Below are 15,301 nucleotides of genomic sequence, written 5' to 3' on the forward strand. Positions count from 1 at the left end.
CCAGCTCCCCCTCACCCCGCGGAGGGGGCGGCGGGGGTGAGACGGATCACCAGGGATTTGCCGGCGGGAGTGTTGCTGGTGTCCGCCGTGGCGTCCAGCGGCACCAGAACGTTCGTCTCCGGGTAGTAGGCGGCGGCGCAGCCGCGGGCGGTGGGGTAGTGGACGACGCGGAACCCGGGCGCGATCCGCTCGCTGCCGTCCCGCCACTCGCTGATCAGGTCGGCGTAGGAGCCGTCGGCGAAGCCGAGTTCCCGCGCGTCCTCCGGGTTGACCAGCACCACCCGGCGCCCCCCGCTGATCCCGCGGTAGCGGTCGTCGAGGCCGTAGATCGTGGTGTTGTACTGGTCGTGGGAGCGCAGCGTCTGCAGCAGCAACCGCCCCTCGGGCAGCGCCGGGTACTCCACGGGCGCCGCCGTGAAATTGGCCTTGCCGGTCGCGGTGGGGAACGAGCGGGCGTCGCGCGGGGCGTGCGGCAGCGCGAAGCCGCCCGGCCGCGCCACCCGCTCCTCGAAGTCCTCGAAGCCCGGGATCACCCGCGCGATCCTGGCCCTGACCAGGCGGTAGTCCCCCTCGAACGCCGCCCAGGGGGTGGCGGAGCGCGCGCCGAGCACCCGCCGGGCCAGGCGGCAGACGATCGCGGGCTCGGACAGCAGCAGCTCGCCGGCCGGCTTCAGCCGCCCACGCGAGGCGTGCACCATGCCCATCGAGTCCTCCACGGTGACGAACTGCTCGCCCGCGGCCTGCACGTCGCGCTCGGTGCGGCCGAGCGTGGGCAGGATCAGCGCCCTGGCACCGGTGACGCAGTGGGAGCGGTTCAGCTTCGTCGAGACGTGTACGGTCAGCCGCGCCCGGCGCATCGCCCGCTCGGTCACCTCGGTGTCGGGGGAGGCCGCGACGAAGTTGCCGCCCATCGCGAAGAACACCTTGACCCGCCCGTCCCGCAGGGCCCGGATGGAGTCCACCACGTCGAGCCCGGGGCGGCGCGGCGGGGCGAAGCCGAACTCGCGCTCCAGCGCGTCCAGGAGCGCGGCGGGCGGCCGTTCCACGATGCCCATCGTGCGGTCGCCCTGCACGTTGCTGTGCCCGCGCACCGGGCAGACCCCGGCCCCCGGGCGGCCGATGTTGCCGCGCAGCAGCAGGAAGTTGACGACCTCCCTGATGGTGGGGACCGCGTGCTTGTGCTGCGTGAGGCCCATCGCCCAGCAGACGATCACGCTGCGCGAGGCCAGCACCATGTCGAGGGCCTGCTCGATCCCGGCCCGTTCGAGGCCGGTGGCGCGCAGGGTCTGCGCCCAGTCGGCGGCCCTGGCCGCCGCGGCGAACTCCTCGAAGCCGTGCGTGTGCTCCCGCACGAACTCCGCGTCGATCGCGCCGCAGCCGGGATCGGCCTCGGCGCGCTCCAGCAGCAGCTTGTTCAGCAGCCGGAACAGCGCCTGGTCGCCGCCCAGCCTGATCTGCAGGAACAGGTCCGTCAGCCGGGTGCCGCGGCCGGCGAGGCCGCGCGGCGTCTGCGGGTTGCGGAAACGCGCCAGGCCGGCCTCGGGCAGCGGGTTCACGGTGATGATCCGGGCGCCCCGGGCCTTGGCCCGCTCCAGGGCCGTCAGCATCCTGGGGTGGTTCGTGCCCGGGTTCTGGCCGGCGACGATGATCAGGTCCGCGCGGTGCAGGTCCTCAAGCAGCACGCTGCCCTTGCCGACGCCGAGGGTCTCGGTCAGCGCCCGGCCCGAGGACTCGTGGCACAGGTTGGAGCAGTCGGGCAGGTTGTTGGTGCCGAACTCCCGGGCGAACAGCTGGTAGAGGAACGCCGCCTCGTTGCCGGTGCGCCCCGAGGTGTAGAAGACGGCCTCGTCGGGAGAGCCGAGCGCCGTCAGCTCCTCCGCGATCAGGTCGAAGGCCCGCTCCCAGGACACCGGCTCGTAGTGGTCCGCGCCCTCGGGAAGGTACATGGGGTGGGTCAGCCGCCCCTGCTGGCCGAGCCAGTAGCCGGAGCGGGCGGCCAGCTCGGACACGGGGTGCGCGGCGAAGAAGGCGGGCGTGACCCGGCGCAGGGTGGCCTCCTCCGCCACCGCCTTCGCGCCGTTCTCGCAGAACTCCGCGGTGTGCGGCCTGCCCGGCTCCGGCCAGGCGCAGCCCGGGCAGTCGAACCCGTCCTGCTGGTTCACCCGCAGGAGGGTCAGCGCGGTGCGCCGCACGCCCATCTGGCGCCTGGCGGTGCTCAGTGCGTGCCCGATGGCCGGCAGCCCGGCCGCCGAGTCGCGCGGCGGGACCACCCTGGGGGCGTCCTGGACGGGGTCGGCCTGGGGCGGCTTGGCTGACATGGCGGCCCTCCTGGCTGCTCGGCTTCCTGTGGGCCCGGACCTTCCCCGGGTCCCCCCACCTTCCCATGCCTTCCGGCGCCTTCCCCCGTGCGCGCGTGCCAGGCCCCGCGCCCCCGTGCGGATTGCGCAGGCGCTGCGTGCGGCGCCCGGCCCCCGGCCCGGCGCGCGCCCGGGCGCAGCCGGCCCGGCCCCGATCGTCCCACGGGGGCGCGGGGGAGTGTCAGTGGTCCGTGGCAGGATCGGTGACGTGGCAGACAAGCAGCTGGAGGCCCAGACCATGACCGCGTCCCCGACCGCGACCGCGTCCCCGACCGCGTCGGATGCGGCGAGCGCGCCGCGCCTGCTCCTGCTGGACGGGCACTCGCTCGCCTACCGGGCCTTCTTCGCCCTGCCCGCGGAGAATTTCACCACCGCGGTCGGCCAGCCGACGAACGCGATCTACGGCTTCACCTCCATGCTGGCGAACACGCTGCGCGACGAGGAGCCCACGCACCTGGCGGTCGCCTTCGACGTCTCGCGGAAGACCTGGCGCTCGGAGCGCTACGCGGAGTACAAGGCCACCAGGTCCGCGACGCCCGACGAGTTCAAGGGCCAGGTCGAGCTGATCGGCGAGCTCCTGGACGCCATGCGCGTGCCCCGCTTCGCGGTCGAGGGGTACGAGGCGGACGACGTGATCGCCACGCTCGCCACCCGGGCCGCGGACGAGGGCTTCCAGGTCTCCATCGTCACCGGCGACCGGGACGCCTTCCAGCTGGTCGGCGACCGGGTCACCGTGCTCTACCCGACGAAGGGCGTCTCGGAGCTGACGCGCTTCACCCCCGAGAAGGTGCTGGAGAAGTACGGCCTGCCCCCCGCCCGCTACCCGGACTTCGCCGCCCTGCGCGGCGACCCCTCGGACAACCTCCCCGGCATCCCCGGCGTCGGCGAGAAGACGGCCGCCAAGTGGATCAACCAGTTCGGCTCCCTCGACGACCTGGCGGCCCGCGCCGACGAGGTCAAGGGCAAGGCCGGGCAGAATCTCCGCGAGCACCTGGAGTCCGTCCGGCTCAACCGCGTGCTGACCGAGCTGGTCCGCGACATCGACCTGGGCTGTGGCCCCGCCGACCTCGCCCGCGAGCCCTACGACCTGGCCGCGCTCACCGTCCTGCTCGACGCCCTCGAGTTCCGCAACCCGAGCCTGCGCGAGCGCCTGTTCGCCGTCGACCCCGGCGCGGCGGGCGAGCAGCCGGCCGCCGCGGCCGAGGTGGAGATCAGCGGCGAGATCCTCACCGGCGGCGGCCTGGCCGGCTGGCTGGCCGAGCACGGGACGGGCCCGCTCGGCCTTGCCACCCTGGACGACTGGAAGCTGGGCGCCGGCACGGTGCACGCCGTGGCCCTAGCCGCCGCCGAGGGCCCGGCCGCCTGGTTCGACCCCTCGGGGATCGGCGAGGAGGACGAGCGGGCGTTCGCCGCCTGGTCCGCGGACGCCGCCAGGCCCAAGGTCCTGCACAACGCCAAGGGCGTGCGGCGGGTCTTCGCCGAGCACGGCTGGGACGTGGCCGGGATCACCATGGACACCGCCCTGGCGGCCTACCTGGTGCAGCCGGGGCGCCGCTCCTTCGCCCTGGACGCGCTGAGCGTCGAGTTCCTGGCCAGGGAGCTGGCCCAGCCCGCCGACGCCGGCGGTCAACTCGCCTTCGGGACGGACGACTCCGCGGAGGCCGAGGCGCTGATGCGCCAGGCCCGCACCATCCTCGACCTCGGCGAGGCGTTCCGCGGCAGGCTCGGCGAGGTCGGCGCCGACCACCTGCTGACGGACCTGGAGCTGCCCACCTCCGCGCTGCTCGCCGACATGGAGCGGGCGGGCATCGCGGCCGACCGCGCCTGGCTGGAGCGCCTGGAGCAGCAGTTCGCCGCCGCCGTGCAGCAGGCCGTCACCGAGGCCCACGCCTCCGTGGGGCACGAGTTCAACCTCGGCTCGCCCAAGCAGCTCCAGGAGGTGCTCTTCGGCGAGCTCGGCCTCCCGAAGACGAAGAAGACGAAGACCGGGTACACCACCGACGCGGACGCGCTGACCTGGCTCGCCACCCAGACCGAGCACGAGCTGCCGGTGATCATGCTGCGCCACCGGGAGCAGGCCAGGCTGCGCACCACGGTCGAGGGCCTGATCAAGACCATCGCCTCGGACGGCCGCATCCACACGACCTTCCAGCAGACCGTGGCGGCCACGGGACGCCTGTCCTCCACCGATCCCAACCTGCAGAACATCCCGGTCCGCACCGACGAGGGCCGGGCCATCAGGCGCGGCTTCGTGGTGGGGGAGGGCTTCGAGTCCCTGCTGACCGCCGACTACAGCCAGATCGAGCTGCGGGTGATGGCCCACCTGTCCCAGGACGCGGGCCTGATCGAGGCGTTCACCACCGGCGAGGACCTGCACACCACCGTCGCCTCCCAGGTCTTCTCGGTGGGCAAGGAGCAGGTGGACGCGGAGATGCGGCGCCGGATCAAGGCCATGAGCTACGGCCTGGCCTACGGCCTCTCCGCCTTCGGCCTGTCCCAGCAGCTGAGCATCTCGCCCGACGAGGCCCGCGGGCTGATGGACACCTACTTCGAGCGCTTCGGCGGGGTGCGGGACTACCTGCACCACGTCGTGGAGGAGGCCAGGGCCGTGGGCTACACCCAGACCATGCTCGGCCGCCGCCGCTACCTGCCCGACCTGACCAGCTCCAACCGGCAGCGGCGCGAGATGGCCGAGCGCATGGCGCTCAACGCCCCGATCCAGGGCACCGCGGCCGACATCGTCAAGATCGCCATGCTCCGGGTGGCCGAGGCGCTCGCCCGCGAGGGGCTGCGCTCCCGGATGCTGCTCCAGGTGCACGACGAGATCGTGCTCGAAGTCGCCCCTGGCGAGCGGGAGCCGGTCGAGGAGCTGGTGCGGCGCGAGATGTCCGGGGCGGTGACCCTGCGGGCCCCGCTCGACGTCTCCGTCGGCCACGGCGACACCTGGGAGTCGGCGGCGCACTGACGACGCCGCCCCCACCGGCACCGGCCGGCCCGGCATCCGGCCCGGCTCGGCCTCCCCGGCACCGGCCCGGCGCTGCCCGGCGTTGCCCGGCATCCCGTCCGGGGCGGCCCCCCGCCGGGCCCGCCCGGCCGGACGGCGTGCCCCGGCGCCCGGGAGGCGCCCGGGCCCGGCGCATCGGCCGCCCGCCGCGCCCCGGGGCGGGCCCCACGGCGCGTGCCAGGCCGCCGTGAGGGCCGGGGATGTTCTGTGAGTTTCCGGTGGGCGATTCGGGGAAATCGCCCAGCTCGCCCGCGGCTTCCCACGCCGCCGCCGCCTCCGGCGCGCGCGCCGCGGCCCCCCGGGCCGCCGCCCCCGGGGCGCGTTCCGGCGCAGGGCCGGGCGTGGCCGTGGCCCCTGGCCTGCCCGAATCGGCCGCCCGGGGGCGCCCGCCGCGGGCCGGAGCGCGGCGGCCGGGACCGCCGCCGCCGCGGACACGGGCCGCGGGCGGCGCCGTGGAGCTTCCCCAACTGCCATGCGCGCGACGGCGGTAGGTACCTGGTCCGGGAGGCGGCAGGTGTCGTACTGTCGTCCCGGTCGCTGAACGACCCGCAGGCAAAGGGGGATGCGCGTGAGTTTGCGTATCGGCAGGTTCCGCAAGGGTGTTTCGGGTTCGGCCGTAGCCGCAGCCGCGATGGCCGCCCTGACCGCCTCGCAGGCCACCGAGGTGCTCACCGACCACACCGACCAGCCGGAGGCGCAGGACGAGGCCACCGCACCCGATTCCGCCGCCGACGGCGAGCAGCCCGAGTACGACCTCCCTTACCACACCGATCTCCCCCCGCTGGACACCCGCGAGCCCGGCCGGCACGAAGGGGGCGAGGGCGCCGGGGACATCCAGGTGGGAGACGCCGCCTCCGGCATACCCGCGACCGTGCTCGACGCCTACCGTCAGGCCGAGGCGAGCCTCGCGGGCAGCATCCCCGGCTGCAACCTGGAGTGGGAGGTCCTGGCCGCCATCGGCAAGGTCGAGTCGGGCCACGCCAGGGGCGGCGACGTCACCCCCGACGGCACCACCACCAGCCCCATCCTCGGCCCGGTCCTCAACGGCAACGGCTTCGCCGCGATATCCGACACCGACGGCGGCCGGTGGGACTCCGACTCCCTCTACGACCGCGCGGTCGGGCCCATGCAGTTCATCCCCTCGACCTGGGACCGCTGGGGCGCCGACGGAAACGGCGACGGCGTCGCCGACCCCAACAACGTGTACGACGCGGCGCTCGCCGCCGGCGAGTACCTCTGCGCCTCGGACCGCGACCTCTCCGTCGCCGCCGACCTCGACCGCGCCCTGCTGAGCTACAACCACTCCTGGGACTACGTCCACACGGTCCGCTCCTGGCTGGACTTCTACCACCGGGGCACCCACGAGGTCCCCGACGGCGAGGGCGAGCTCCCCACCAGCCCCGGCCCCGGCAATCCCTCGGGCGGGGACCGCACCGGCAACGACGAGCACCCCTCCGGCGGCCGGGACACCACCCGCCCGCCGGCCACCGCCGACGGCTCCCTCGACCCCGACCCCTCCGAGGACCCCGCGGACCCCGCCGACCCGGGGGATCCCTCGGACCCGTCAGACCCTTCTGACCCTTCTGATCCCTCTGACCCCTCCGACCCGGCCGACCCTTCGGATCCGTCCGACCCCTCGGACCCCTCGGATCCTTCGGACCCCGACAACCCCAAGGACCCCGCCGACCCCGCCGACCCGGACGGCAGCGACCCGGGCGACCCCTCGGACAGCGGCTCCCCCGAGTGCGGCGAGCCCACCGACCCGGCGGACCCGGGCGACGGCACCGACCCCGGCACCGGCGAGGAGACCGGGGACCCGGCCGAGGGGGAGGACCCCGAGGGCGCCGGCGACGCCGAGGGCACGGGCGAGGACCCGTCGGACGGCGAGGACACCACGGACCCCGGCGACCCGGAGGACCCGGAGGACCCGGACGAGGACTGCCAGGGCGCCGGCGAGGACCCGGACGAGGGCGAGGAGGGCTCCGGCGGCGAGGAGACCGAGAGCGACAGCGGCTCCGGCGGGCAGGAGCAGCCCGCCACCGCCACCACGGTGGCCCTGGTCGACCGCCGCGCCGTCTGAGGGCCCGCCGCACCCGATCGCGCGCCGGGCGGCCACGCCCGGCGCGCCACGGTCGGGCAGGGTGCCGCCACCCGGGGTGAGCCCCGGGGGCCACCCCGCGATTCCGCCGGCCGGGCCGAGCCACTAGGCTCGGCCACCACGGCCCACCGGGCCGCCCCGCCCCGGCAGGGCGCGAGCGCCGGTGACCGTCCCCGCACCTCCCGGCTTGGCGTGTCGCCGGAGGCGCGCGCGGGGCGCGTGTCACTCGCGTGGCGCCGGGAAGCGCCGCTTTTGGCCCGATAGCGCCCCTCGTGGGGCGAACCGCGCATTGACCCTGCTCCGAAGCCCCCGTATGCTATAAGGCGCGCTGCGGGCTTGCGCGCCTCGGACGGAGCAGGTCGCGCTCGCACCTGTTGTATGTCCCTCGGTTTCGGGGCGCTTCCGGTTTCAGGTCTCGGTTGGCGCTTCTCAGGCTGTCCGGCGTCGGCAGTGCGATACGGGCCTTCGGCGTAGCAGTGCCGACGAACATGTCCGTACCGGAGCCCTTTACCACATGACGAGCAGCACCGAGCCCACCGTGACCACCCCGCAGGTTGCGGTCAACGACATCGGTTCCGAGGAAGCCTTCCTCGCCGCGATCGACGAGACGATCAAGTACTTCAACGACGGCGACATCGTCGACGGCGTCATCGTGAAGGTCGACCGGGACGAGGTCCTGCTCGACATCGGTTACAAGACCGAGGGCGTCATCCCCTCGCGTGAGCTGTCGATCAAGCACGACGTCGACCCCAACGAGGTCGTCGCCGTCGGCGACGAGATCGAGGCGCTCGTCCTCCAGAAGGAGGACAAGGAAGGCCGCCTCATCCTCTCCAAGAAGCGCGCCCAGTACGAGCGCGCCTGGGGGACCATCGAGAAGATCAAGGACGAGGACGGCATCGTCACCGGCACCGTGATCGAGGTCGTCAAGGGCGGCCTGATCCTCGACATCGGGCTGCGCGGCTTCCTGCCGGCCTCCCTGGTCGAGATGCGCCGGGTCCGCGACCTCCAGCCGTACGTCGGCAAGGAGCTCGAGGCCAAGATCATCGAGCTCGACAAGAACCGCAACAACGTGGTTCTCTCCCGCCGCGCCTGGCTGGAGCAGACCCAGAGCGAGGTCCGCCAGACCTTCCTCACCACCCTGCAGAAGGGCCAGGTGCGCTCCGGCGTCGTCTCCTCGATCGTCAACTTCGGCGCCTTCGTCGACCTCGGCGGCGTCGACGGCCTGGTCCACGTGTCCGAGCTGTCCTGGAAGCACATCGACCACCCCTCCGAGGTCGTCGAGGTCGGCCAGGAGGTCACGGTCGAGGTGCTGGACGTCGACATGGACCGCGAGCGCGTCTCGCTGTCGCTGAAGGCGACCCAGGAAGACCCGTGGCAGCAGTTCGCCAGGACGCACCAGATCGGGCAGGTCGTCCCGGGCAAGGTCACCAAGCTGGTGCCGTTCGGCGCGTTCGTCCGGGTGGACGAGGGCATCGAGGGCCTGGTCCACATCTCCGAGCTGGCCGAGCGCCACGTGGAGATCCCGGAGCAGGTCGTCCAGGTCAACGACGAGATCTTCGTCAAGGTCATCGACATCGACCTGGAGCGCCGCCGGATCAGCCTCTCCCTCAAGCAGGCGAACGAGAACTTCGGCCCCGACCCGCTCGCGGTGGAGTTCGACCCGACCCTGTACGGCATGGCCGCCTCCTACGACGACCAGGGCAACTACATCTACCCCGAGGGCTTCGACCCGGAGGCGAACGACTGGCTGCCCGGGTACGAGAAGCAGCGCGAGGAGTGGGAGCGCCAGTACGCCGAGGCGCAGCAGCGCTTCGAGCAGCACCAGGCGCAGGTCATCAAGTCGCGCGAGGCGGACGCCCAGGCCGAGGCCGAGGCGGCGGGCGGCGGCGGCCAGGGTCAGTCCGGCGGCTCCGGCGGCTCGTACTCCTCGCCGCAGCCGGACGACTCCGGCGCGCTGGCCTCCGACGAGGCGCTTGCCGCGCTCCGCGAGAAGCTGGCCGGCGGCCAGAGCTGAGGCTCCGGGGCGGGCCCGAGCGGCCCGCCCGCCAGGCGCAGGTCGGCGCCCGCCCCGGCGGGCCGTCGGCCAGGGCGCCGCGATCGTGACCTCGGTCCCCGGGATCCCCTTCGGATCCCGGGGACCGAGGTCTTTCTGCCGCCGGATGGCCGACCGTGGCGGGTAAGGGAATTGGGCCGCGGGCGGAAGGAATGCCGTCACGGTACGGTGTGTTGACCTGTGCGTACGCCGAGGACCGGAAGGGGTGCGGAGACGGTGCGCGATCCGCAGGAGTTGTACGCGTGGGAGCCCGGCGGACTCGCCGCGGTCGACGAGGCGACCGGCGGTTCCGGCAGCGCGGGTCCCGTGCTGATCTACCACTTCGAGGGATTCATCGACGCCGGCGAGACCGGCGGCCAGCTGGTGGAGGAGCTGCTGGACGGCCGGCCCTCCACGGTGGTGGCCCGCTTCGACCACGACCGGCTGGTCGACTACCGCGCCAGGCGGCCCGTGATGACCTTCCGGCGCGACCGGTGGACCAGGTACGAGACGCCCGCCATCGAACTGCGGCTCCTCCACGACGCCACGCACCAGCCCTTCCTCGTGCTCTCCGGGCCTGAGCCCGACGTCGAGTGGGAGGGGTTCTGCGCCGCCGTCCGGCAGGTGGTGGAGCGGCTGCGGGTGCGCCTGGCCGTGTCCTTCCACGGCATCCCCATGGGCGTGCCGCACACCAGGCCCGTCGGGCTCACCCCGCACGGCAACCGCGCGGACCTGGTGCCGGGGCACCGCGGGGTGTTCGACGAGGCCCAGGTCCCGGGCAGCGCGGCGGCGTTGCTCGAACTGCGGCTCGCGGAGGCCGGGCACGACGTGCTCGGGGTCGCCGCGCACGTGCCGCACTACATCGCCAGGTCCCGCTACCCGGACGCGGCGCTCGTGGTGCTCGAGGCCGTCACGGCGGCCACCGGCCTCGTGCTGCCCGACGCCACGCACGCGCTGCGCAGCCGGGCGCTGAAGACGCAGGACGAGATCGAGCGCGAGCTGGCCGAGGGGGACTCGGAGCTGGTCGCGGTGGTCCGCGGCCTGGAGCAGCAGTACGACGCGATCGCCGGGGTGACGACGCGCGGCAGCCTGGTGGCCGAGCCGGTGGAACTGCCCTCGGCGGACGAACTCGGCGAGGTCTTCGAGCGGTTCCTCGCCGAGCGCGAGGACGGAGAGGGCGAGCAGTAGCGGCGCGGACCCCGGATAGCCTTCGGCCATGCTGACTGTGGGACTGACCGGCGGGATCGGCGCCGGCAAGAGCGAGGCCGGGCGGCTGCTCGCGAAGCGGGGCGCCGTGATCGTGGACGCGGACGCGCTGGCGCGCGAGGTGGTCGCCCCCGGCACGCCGGGACTGGCGTCCGTGGTCTCGGAGTTCGGCGAGGAGGTCCTCGCGCCGGACGGCAGCCTCGACCGGGCCAGGCTCGGCGCGATCGTCTTCGGCGACGAGGAGCGGCTGCGCGCGCTCAACGCGATCGTCCATCCCCTGGTCGCGGAGCGCTCCGCCGCCCTCCAGGCCGCCGCCCCGCCCGAGGCGGTGGTGGTGCACGACGTGCCGCTGATCGCCGAGCATCAACTCCAGCACCGCTACGACCTGGTGGTGGTCGTCGACGCCTCGGCCGAGACGCGGCTGGCCCGGCTGACGCGGCGGCGCGGCCTCGACGAGGCCGACGCCAGGGCGCGGATGGCCGCGCAGGCGAGCCGGGAGGAGCGGCTGAAGATCGCCGACTATGTGCTGCGCAACGACGGCACGGTCGGCGAACTGGAAGAGCAGGTCGAGGAGTTGTGGCAGACGCTCCGCGAGCGGGAGCGGGAGCGACGCGGCTGAGCCCGGCGCGCTCCGGCGTGCGCCCGAGGGCGGCCCCACGGGCGGGGGACCGGCGTCCGCCGCCGTGGAGGCCGGAACGCGTCCCCGCCGCTGGCCGGGCGAGCGCCGCTGCCCCTACCGTGCTGCCATGGATGTGGACGCCGCGCTCGCCCTGGTCTCGGTCGCCGCGGGCAGCGCCGCCACGGAGGCCGGGCGGCGCGCCTGGGACTCCCTGGTGGCGCTGTCCCGCAGGCTGCTGGGCCGGGCGGAGGCCGGGACGAACGAAGAGGCCGGGTCGCACGGCGGGCCCGGGACGAACGAGGCGGCCGGGGTGGGCGAAGGCGCCGGGCCCGGCGCGCCGGGCCCGGCCGCCGGGACGGCGGGGGCCTTCGGGTCCTTCGGGTCCGGGGAGACGGCCGGGGCCGCCGCGGGGGAGCCCGCGGCCCCGGCGAGCGCCGGCCCCGAACCCCCCGCCACCCCCCTCGCTCCCGTGGCGCCCCAGGACGAGCGGGCGGTGCGGGCCTTCGCCGCCCTGCTGGCCGAACGGGCGCGCGGGGACGCCGGGTTCGCGGCGGAGCTGATCCGGTGGGGCGAGGCGCATCGTGCGGCGCTCGGCGCGGCCGGGCGCGCCGGCTCCGTCACGGTGCACAACACGGTCTCGGGGAACGCCCGGATCGAAGGGGGGCTGATCCAGGCCGGGGACATCACCGGCGACATCACCTTCGGCTCCTAGCTGCCGCACCGGGCCGACCGCCGCACCGGGCCCGGCGCCACAAACGGGCCCGTGGGCCGCCGGGAAACGGCCCCTCAGCTCTGGATCTTGGTGACGAGCCGGCGCAGCCGCGGGAAGCGCCGGCGGAATCGCGCGGCCAGCCGCCGCAGCCGCGGGTGGCGGGCGCGGGTCTCCTGCGAGGCGCGGTCGAGTTCCTCGGCCAGGTGCATCGAGCGCTTCTCGGTGTCCAGTTCGTCGAGCAGCCGGTCGACGTCGGCGAGGAGCGAGCCGTGCAGCTGCCACTGCCTGGGGTGTTCCTTGACCCGGGCGAGCAGGAGCTGCGCCACGTGCTCGCGGGACAGCCTGGCCGCGTCCAGCTCGACCTCCAGGAAGCGTTCTGCCTCGTCGGCGTCGGTGCTCACCTGACTGGTGATCAGGACGGCGAAGCTGTCCACCGCCCCGGCCAGGTTGCTGAGCAACTCGCGGAGGGCGGGGGCCACGTCCGCCGGGAAGAGGGGCTCGTCGGTGCGGCGCGCGGCCAGGTCGGTGAGGGTGCGGGAGATCGTCCGGAGGATGACGGCGCAGACCTCCAGGGTGTCCAGGCCGGTGCGCAGCACGATGCGGGTGAGCAGCGGCTCCTTGACCCGGGGGTTCAGGCGCAGGCTCTCCTCCGCCTGGATCAGGGACTCGTCCACGTGCGCGATGGCCTGGTCCAGGCGCCGCGCCTCCTCCACGTTCTCGGCGACGGTGGCGACCGGGGTGCGCCCCTGGTCGGCCTCCTCGCTCAGGCGCATCAGGAGCTCGCGCATCCGGCGGGCCTGCTGCTCGATGTCCTCGCCGGCGGAACGCACCCAGATCGGCGGAATGATGACGAGGTTGAAGAGCAGCCCGACGACCGCGCCGATCACCGTCTCCTCCACCCGGTCCAGGGCGGTCGCGGTGTGTCCGGCGACGCCGAGCACCAGCATCGCGCTGATGGCCACCTCGGGGACGAACTCGCTGACCTTCGCGAGGTGCCCGACGGTCAGGGCGACGAGGATGAGCAGGCCGAGGCTCCACCAGCTGAGGCCGACGAGGCTGCTGAAGCCGGTGGCCACGAGCACCCCGACGACCACGGCGTTCACGCGGCGGATGCCGGTGGTGAGGGTGGCGTACAGGGTGACCTGGACGACGAGGAGCGCGGTCAGCGGGGCGAGCAGCGGCGCGGCGACGGGGGTGAGCCAGGTGGCGACGGCGTAGGCGATGGTCGCGGCGGCGGAGGAGCGGAGCGTCTGGGCCACGACCCGTTCGTTGCCGCGCTTGGCGATATCGATGATGTGATGTTCGGACTTCTCCGGCACGCCCGGACCCCTTCCGTCCCGTTCGCTCTCATCAGGATGAAACATGGCATTTCACCCGCGATCCAGGAACGCGGCAGGGCCACCGGCCGGCGGACCCGGCCGCCGCGGCGGCCGGGTCCGCCGGGGATGATGGGCCCCATGCGCGTGGAGGCGATCACCTGGGAGAGGCTGGCCGGCGCGCTCGCCGACCACATCGCCGGGCTGCCCACGGCCGACGGCGGGCCCTGGACGCGGGTCCTCCTCGACGGGGCGCCCCCGGCCGGGCCCGGTGAACTGGCGGAGGCGGTGCGCGAGGCGCTGCGCGTGCGCGGGCGCGCCGCCCTCACGGTGGGCGCGGAGGGCTTCTGGCGCGCCGCCTCCCTGCGCTTCGAGCAGGGGCGGCACGACCCGGACGCGTATTCCGACCTGTGGCTCGACACCGGGGCGCTGTGGCGGGAGGTGTTCACTCCCCTCGAACCCGGCGGCAACGGGCGGGTGCTGCCCGACCTGTGGGACCCGGAACGGGACCGCGCCACCCGCAGCCCCTACGTCGAACTGCCGCCGGGCGGGGTCCTGTTGCTGCACGGGAGCCTGCTGCTCGGGCGGTGGTTCCCGGCCGATCTTGCAGTGCACATCCGCCTGTCGCCCGGCGCGCTCGCCCGGCGCATGCCGCCGGAGTCGCGCTGGACGCTGCCCGCCTTCGCGCGGTACGAGGCCGAGGTGGACCCGGTGGCCTCGGCCGACGTGGTGGTGCGGGCCGACGACCCGCGGCGGCCGGCCTGGGGCGGCCTGCCCGGCTGACCCCCGCCCCGAGCCCCGCGGGCCGCCTCGCTCCCGCGGGGGAGCCGCCGGCCCGCGGACCGTCCGTGCTCCCGGCGGCGCCGGGGGCGGAGGGCCCGGGCTCAGCCCGTGGCGGCGCCCGGCAGGCGCAGCACCGCGGCCCCGCTGACCCGGCCGGCGGCCAGGTCGTCGAGCGCCCGGTCCGCCTCCTCGAAGGGGTAGGGGCTCACCGTGGTGCGAATCCCGTGGGCCGCCGCGGCGGCCAGGAACTCCCGCCCGTCCTCCCGGGTGTTGGCCGTGACGCTGCGCAGGCTGCGCTCCCGGAACAGGTGGCGTGCGTAGTCGAGCGGCGGAATGGCGGACAGGTGGATGCCCGCCACGCTCAGCGTCCCCCCGCCGTCCAGGGCCGCGAGCGCCACCGGCACCAGGTCGCCCGCCGGGGCGAAGAGGATCGCCGCGTCCAGCGGCTCGGGCGGCCGCTCGTCGGTGCCGCCCGCCCAGGCCGCGCCCAGTTCGAGGGCCAGCGCCCTGGCCGCGGGGGACCGGGTCACCACGTGCACCCGCGCGCCCTGCGCCACCGCCACCTGGGCCGTCAGGTGCGCGGAGCCGCCGAAACCGTAGATGCCGAGGGTGCCGCCCCGTGGGAGTTCGGCCCGGCGCAGGGCCCGGTAGCCGATGATGCCCGCGCACAGCAGGGGCGCCACCTCCTCGTCGGTGTACCCCGCGGGCAGCGCATAGGCGTAGGCGGCGGGGACGGTGACGTACTCCGCGTAGCCCCCGTCGTGGTCCCAGCCGGTGTACCGGGAGGAGGGGCACAGGTTTTCCCGGCCCCGCAGGCAGTACCGGCACCGGCCGCAGGTGTGCCGCAGCCACGGGATGCCCACGCGCGAGCCCACCGGGTGCCCGGCCGCCGCGGGCGCCGCCGGGCCGGCCGCCACCACCTGCCCCACCACCTCGTGGCCGGGGACCACGGGCGTCCGGTGCGGCGGCAGGTCCCCGTCACGCACGTGCAGGTCGGTGCGGCAGACGCCGCAGGTGCGCACCCGGACCAGCAGTTCGCCGGGCCCGGGGCGGGGCACGGGCAGCCGCACCGAGTCGAGCCGCCCCGGGGTGCGCACCACCCACGCGCGCATGGTCGTCGGAATCTCCTCCGCCTCCATGCCCCCACGCTACCGGCCCCGAGCGGCCCAACGGC

At 74.7% G+C, this 15,301-nt stretch carries 10 protein-coding genes; 7 read left to right on the top strand and 3 right to left on the bottom strand.

What is annotated here, in order from left to right; genetic code table 11:
- Window positions 1-11: 11 nt before the first annotated feature.
- Complete coding sequence (locus D7294_RS13210) at window positions 12-2,318, bottom strand: FdhF/YdeP family oxidoreductase (RefSeq protein ID WP_120679067.1); 2,307 nt, start codon at window positions 2,316-2,318, stop codon at window positions 12-14.
- 277 nt (window positions 2,319-2,595) lie between these two features.
- Here D7294_RS13210 and polA point away from each other — a divergent pair, with 277 nt between their 5' ends.
- The 6 genes from polA (at window position 2,596) to D7294_RS13240 (ending at window position 12,028) form a co-directional block, all read left to right on the top strand.
- Complete coding sequence (gene polA / locus D7294_RS13215; protein ID WP_120679353.1) at window positions 2,596-5,322, top strand: DNA polymerase I; 2,727 nt, start codon at window positions 2,596-2,598, stop codon at window positions 5,320-5,322.
- 607 nt (window positions 5,323-5,929) lie between these two features.
- On the top strand, window positions 5,930-7,441 hold the full coding sequence (locus D7294_RS13220) for a lytic transglycosylase domain-containing protein (protein ID WP_241562326.1): 1,512 nt from the start codon (window positions 5,930-5,932) through the stop codon (window positions 7,439-7,441).
- A 532-nt stretch (window positions 7,442-7,973) separates the two neighbouring features.
- A complete protein-coding gene (rpsA, locus tag D7294_RS13225; protein ID WP_120679069.1) occupies window positions 7,974-9,473 on the top strand; it encodes a 30S ribosomal protein S1 in 1,500 nt (499 codons plus the stop codon).
- A gap of 255 nt (window positions 9,474-9,728) precedes the next feature.
- A complete protein-coding gene (locus D7294_RS13230; RefSeq protein WP_120679071.1) occupies window positions 9,729-10,679 on the top strand; it encodes a PAC2 family protein in 951 nt (316 codons plus the stop codon).
- 28 nt (window positions 10,680-10,707) lie between these two features.
- Entirely contained in the window at window positions 10,708-11,316 is a 609-nt protein-coding gene (coaE, locus tag D7294_RS13235) for a dephospho-CoA kinase (protein WP_120679073.1), read from the top strand.
- 127 nt (window positions 11,317-11,443) lie between these two features.
- The gene (locus D7294_RS13240) at window positions 11,444-12,028 is read left to right on the top strand and encodes a hypothetical protein (RefSeq protein WP_147450826.1); all 585 of its coding nucleotides are present in this window, start codon (window positions 11,444-11,446) and stop codon (window positions 12,026-12,028) included.
- Window positions 12,029-12,102: 74 nt separating this feature from the next.
- Here D7294_RS13240 and D7294_RS13245 read toward each other — a convergent pair whose 3' ends face one another.
- Window positions 12,103-13,347, bottom strand: a complete 1,245-nt coding sequence (locus D7294_RS13245) for an FUSC family protein (protein ID WP_422070688.1) — start codon at window positions 13,345-13,347, stop codon at window positions 12,103-12,105.
- A gap of 138 nt (window positions 13,348-13,485) precedes the next feature.
- On the opposite strand from D7294_RS13245, the gene D7294_RS13250 reads away from it, so the two are divergent.
- Window positions 13,486-14,127 (top strand): nucleoside/nucleotide kinase family protein, encoded by a 642-nt coding sequence (locus tag D7294_RS13250; protein ID WP_120679079.1) that lies wholly within the window; start codon window positions 13,486-13,488, stop codon window positions 14,125-14,127.
- Window positions 14,128-14,228: 101 nt separating this feature from the next.
- Here the strand turns inward: D7294_RS13250 and D7294_RS13255 are convergent, their stop codons facing one another.
- Complete coding sequence (locus D7294_RS13255; RefSeq protein ID WP_120679081.1) at window positions 14,229-15,266, bottom strand: zinc-dependent alcohol dehydrogenase family protein; 1,038 nt, start codon at window positions 15,264-15,266, stop codon at window positions 14,229-14,231.
- Between the last annotated feature and the right edge of the window lie 35 nt (window positions 15,267-15,301).

It is taken from the genome of Streptomyces hoynatensis, assembly GCF_003626535.1.
GTDB classification, from domain to species: Bacteria; Actinomycetota; Actinomycetes; order Streptomycetales; family Streptomycetaceae; genus Streptomyces; species Streptomyces hoynatensis.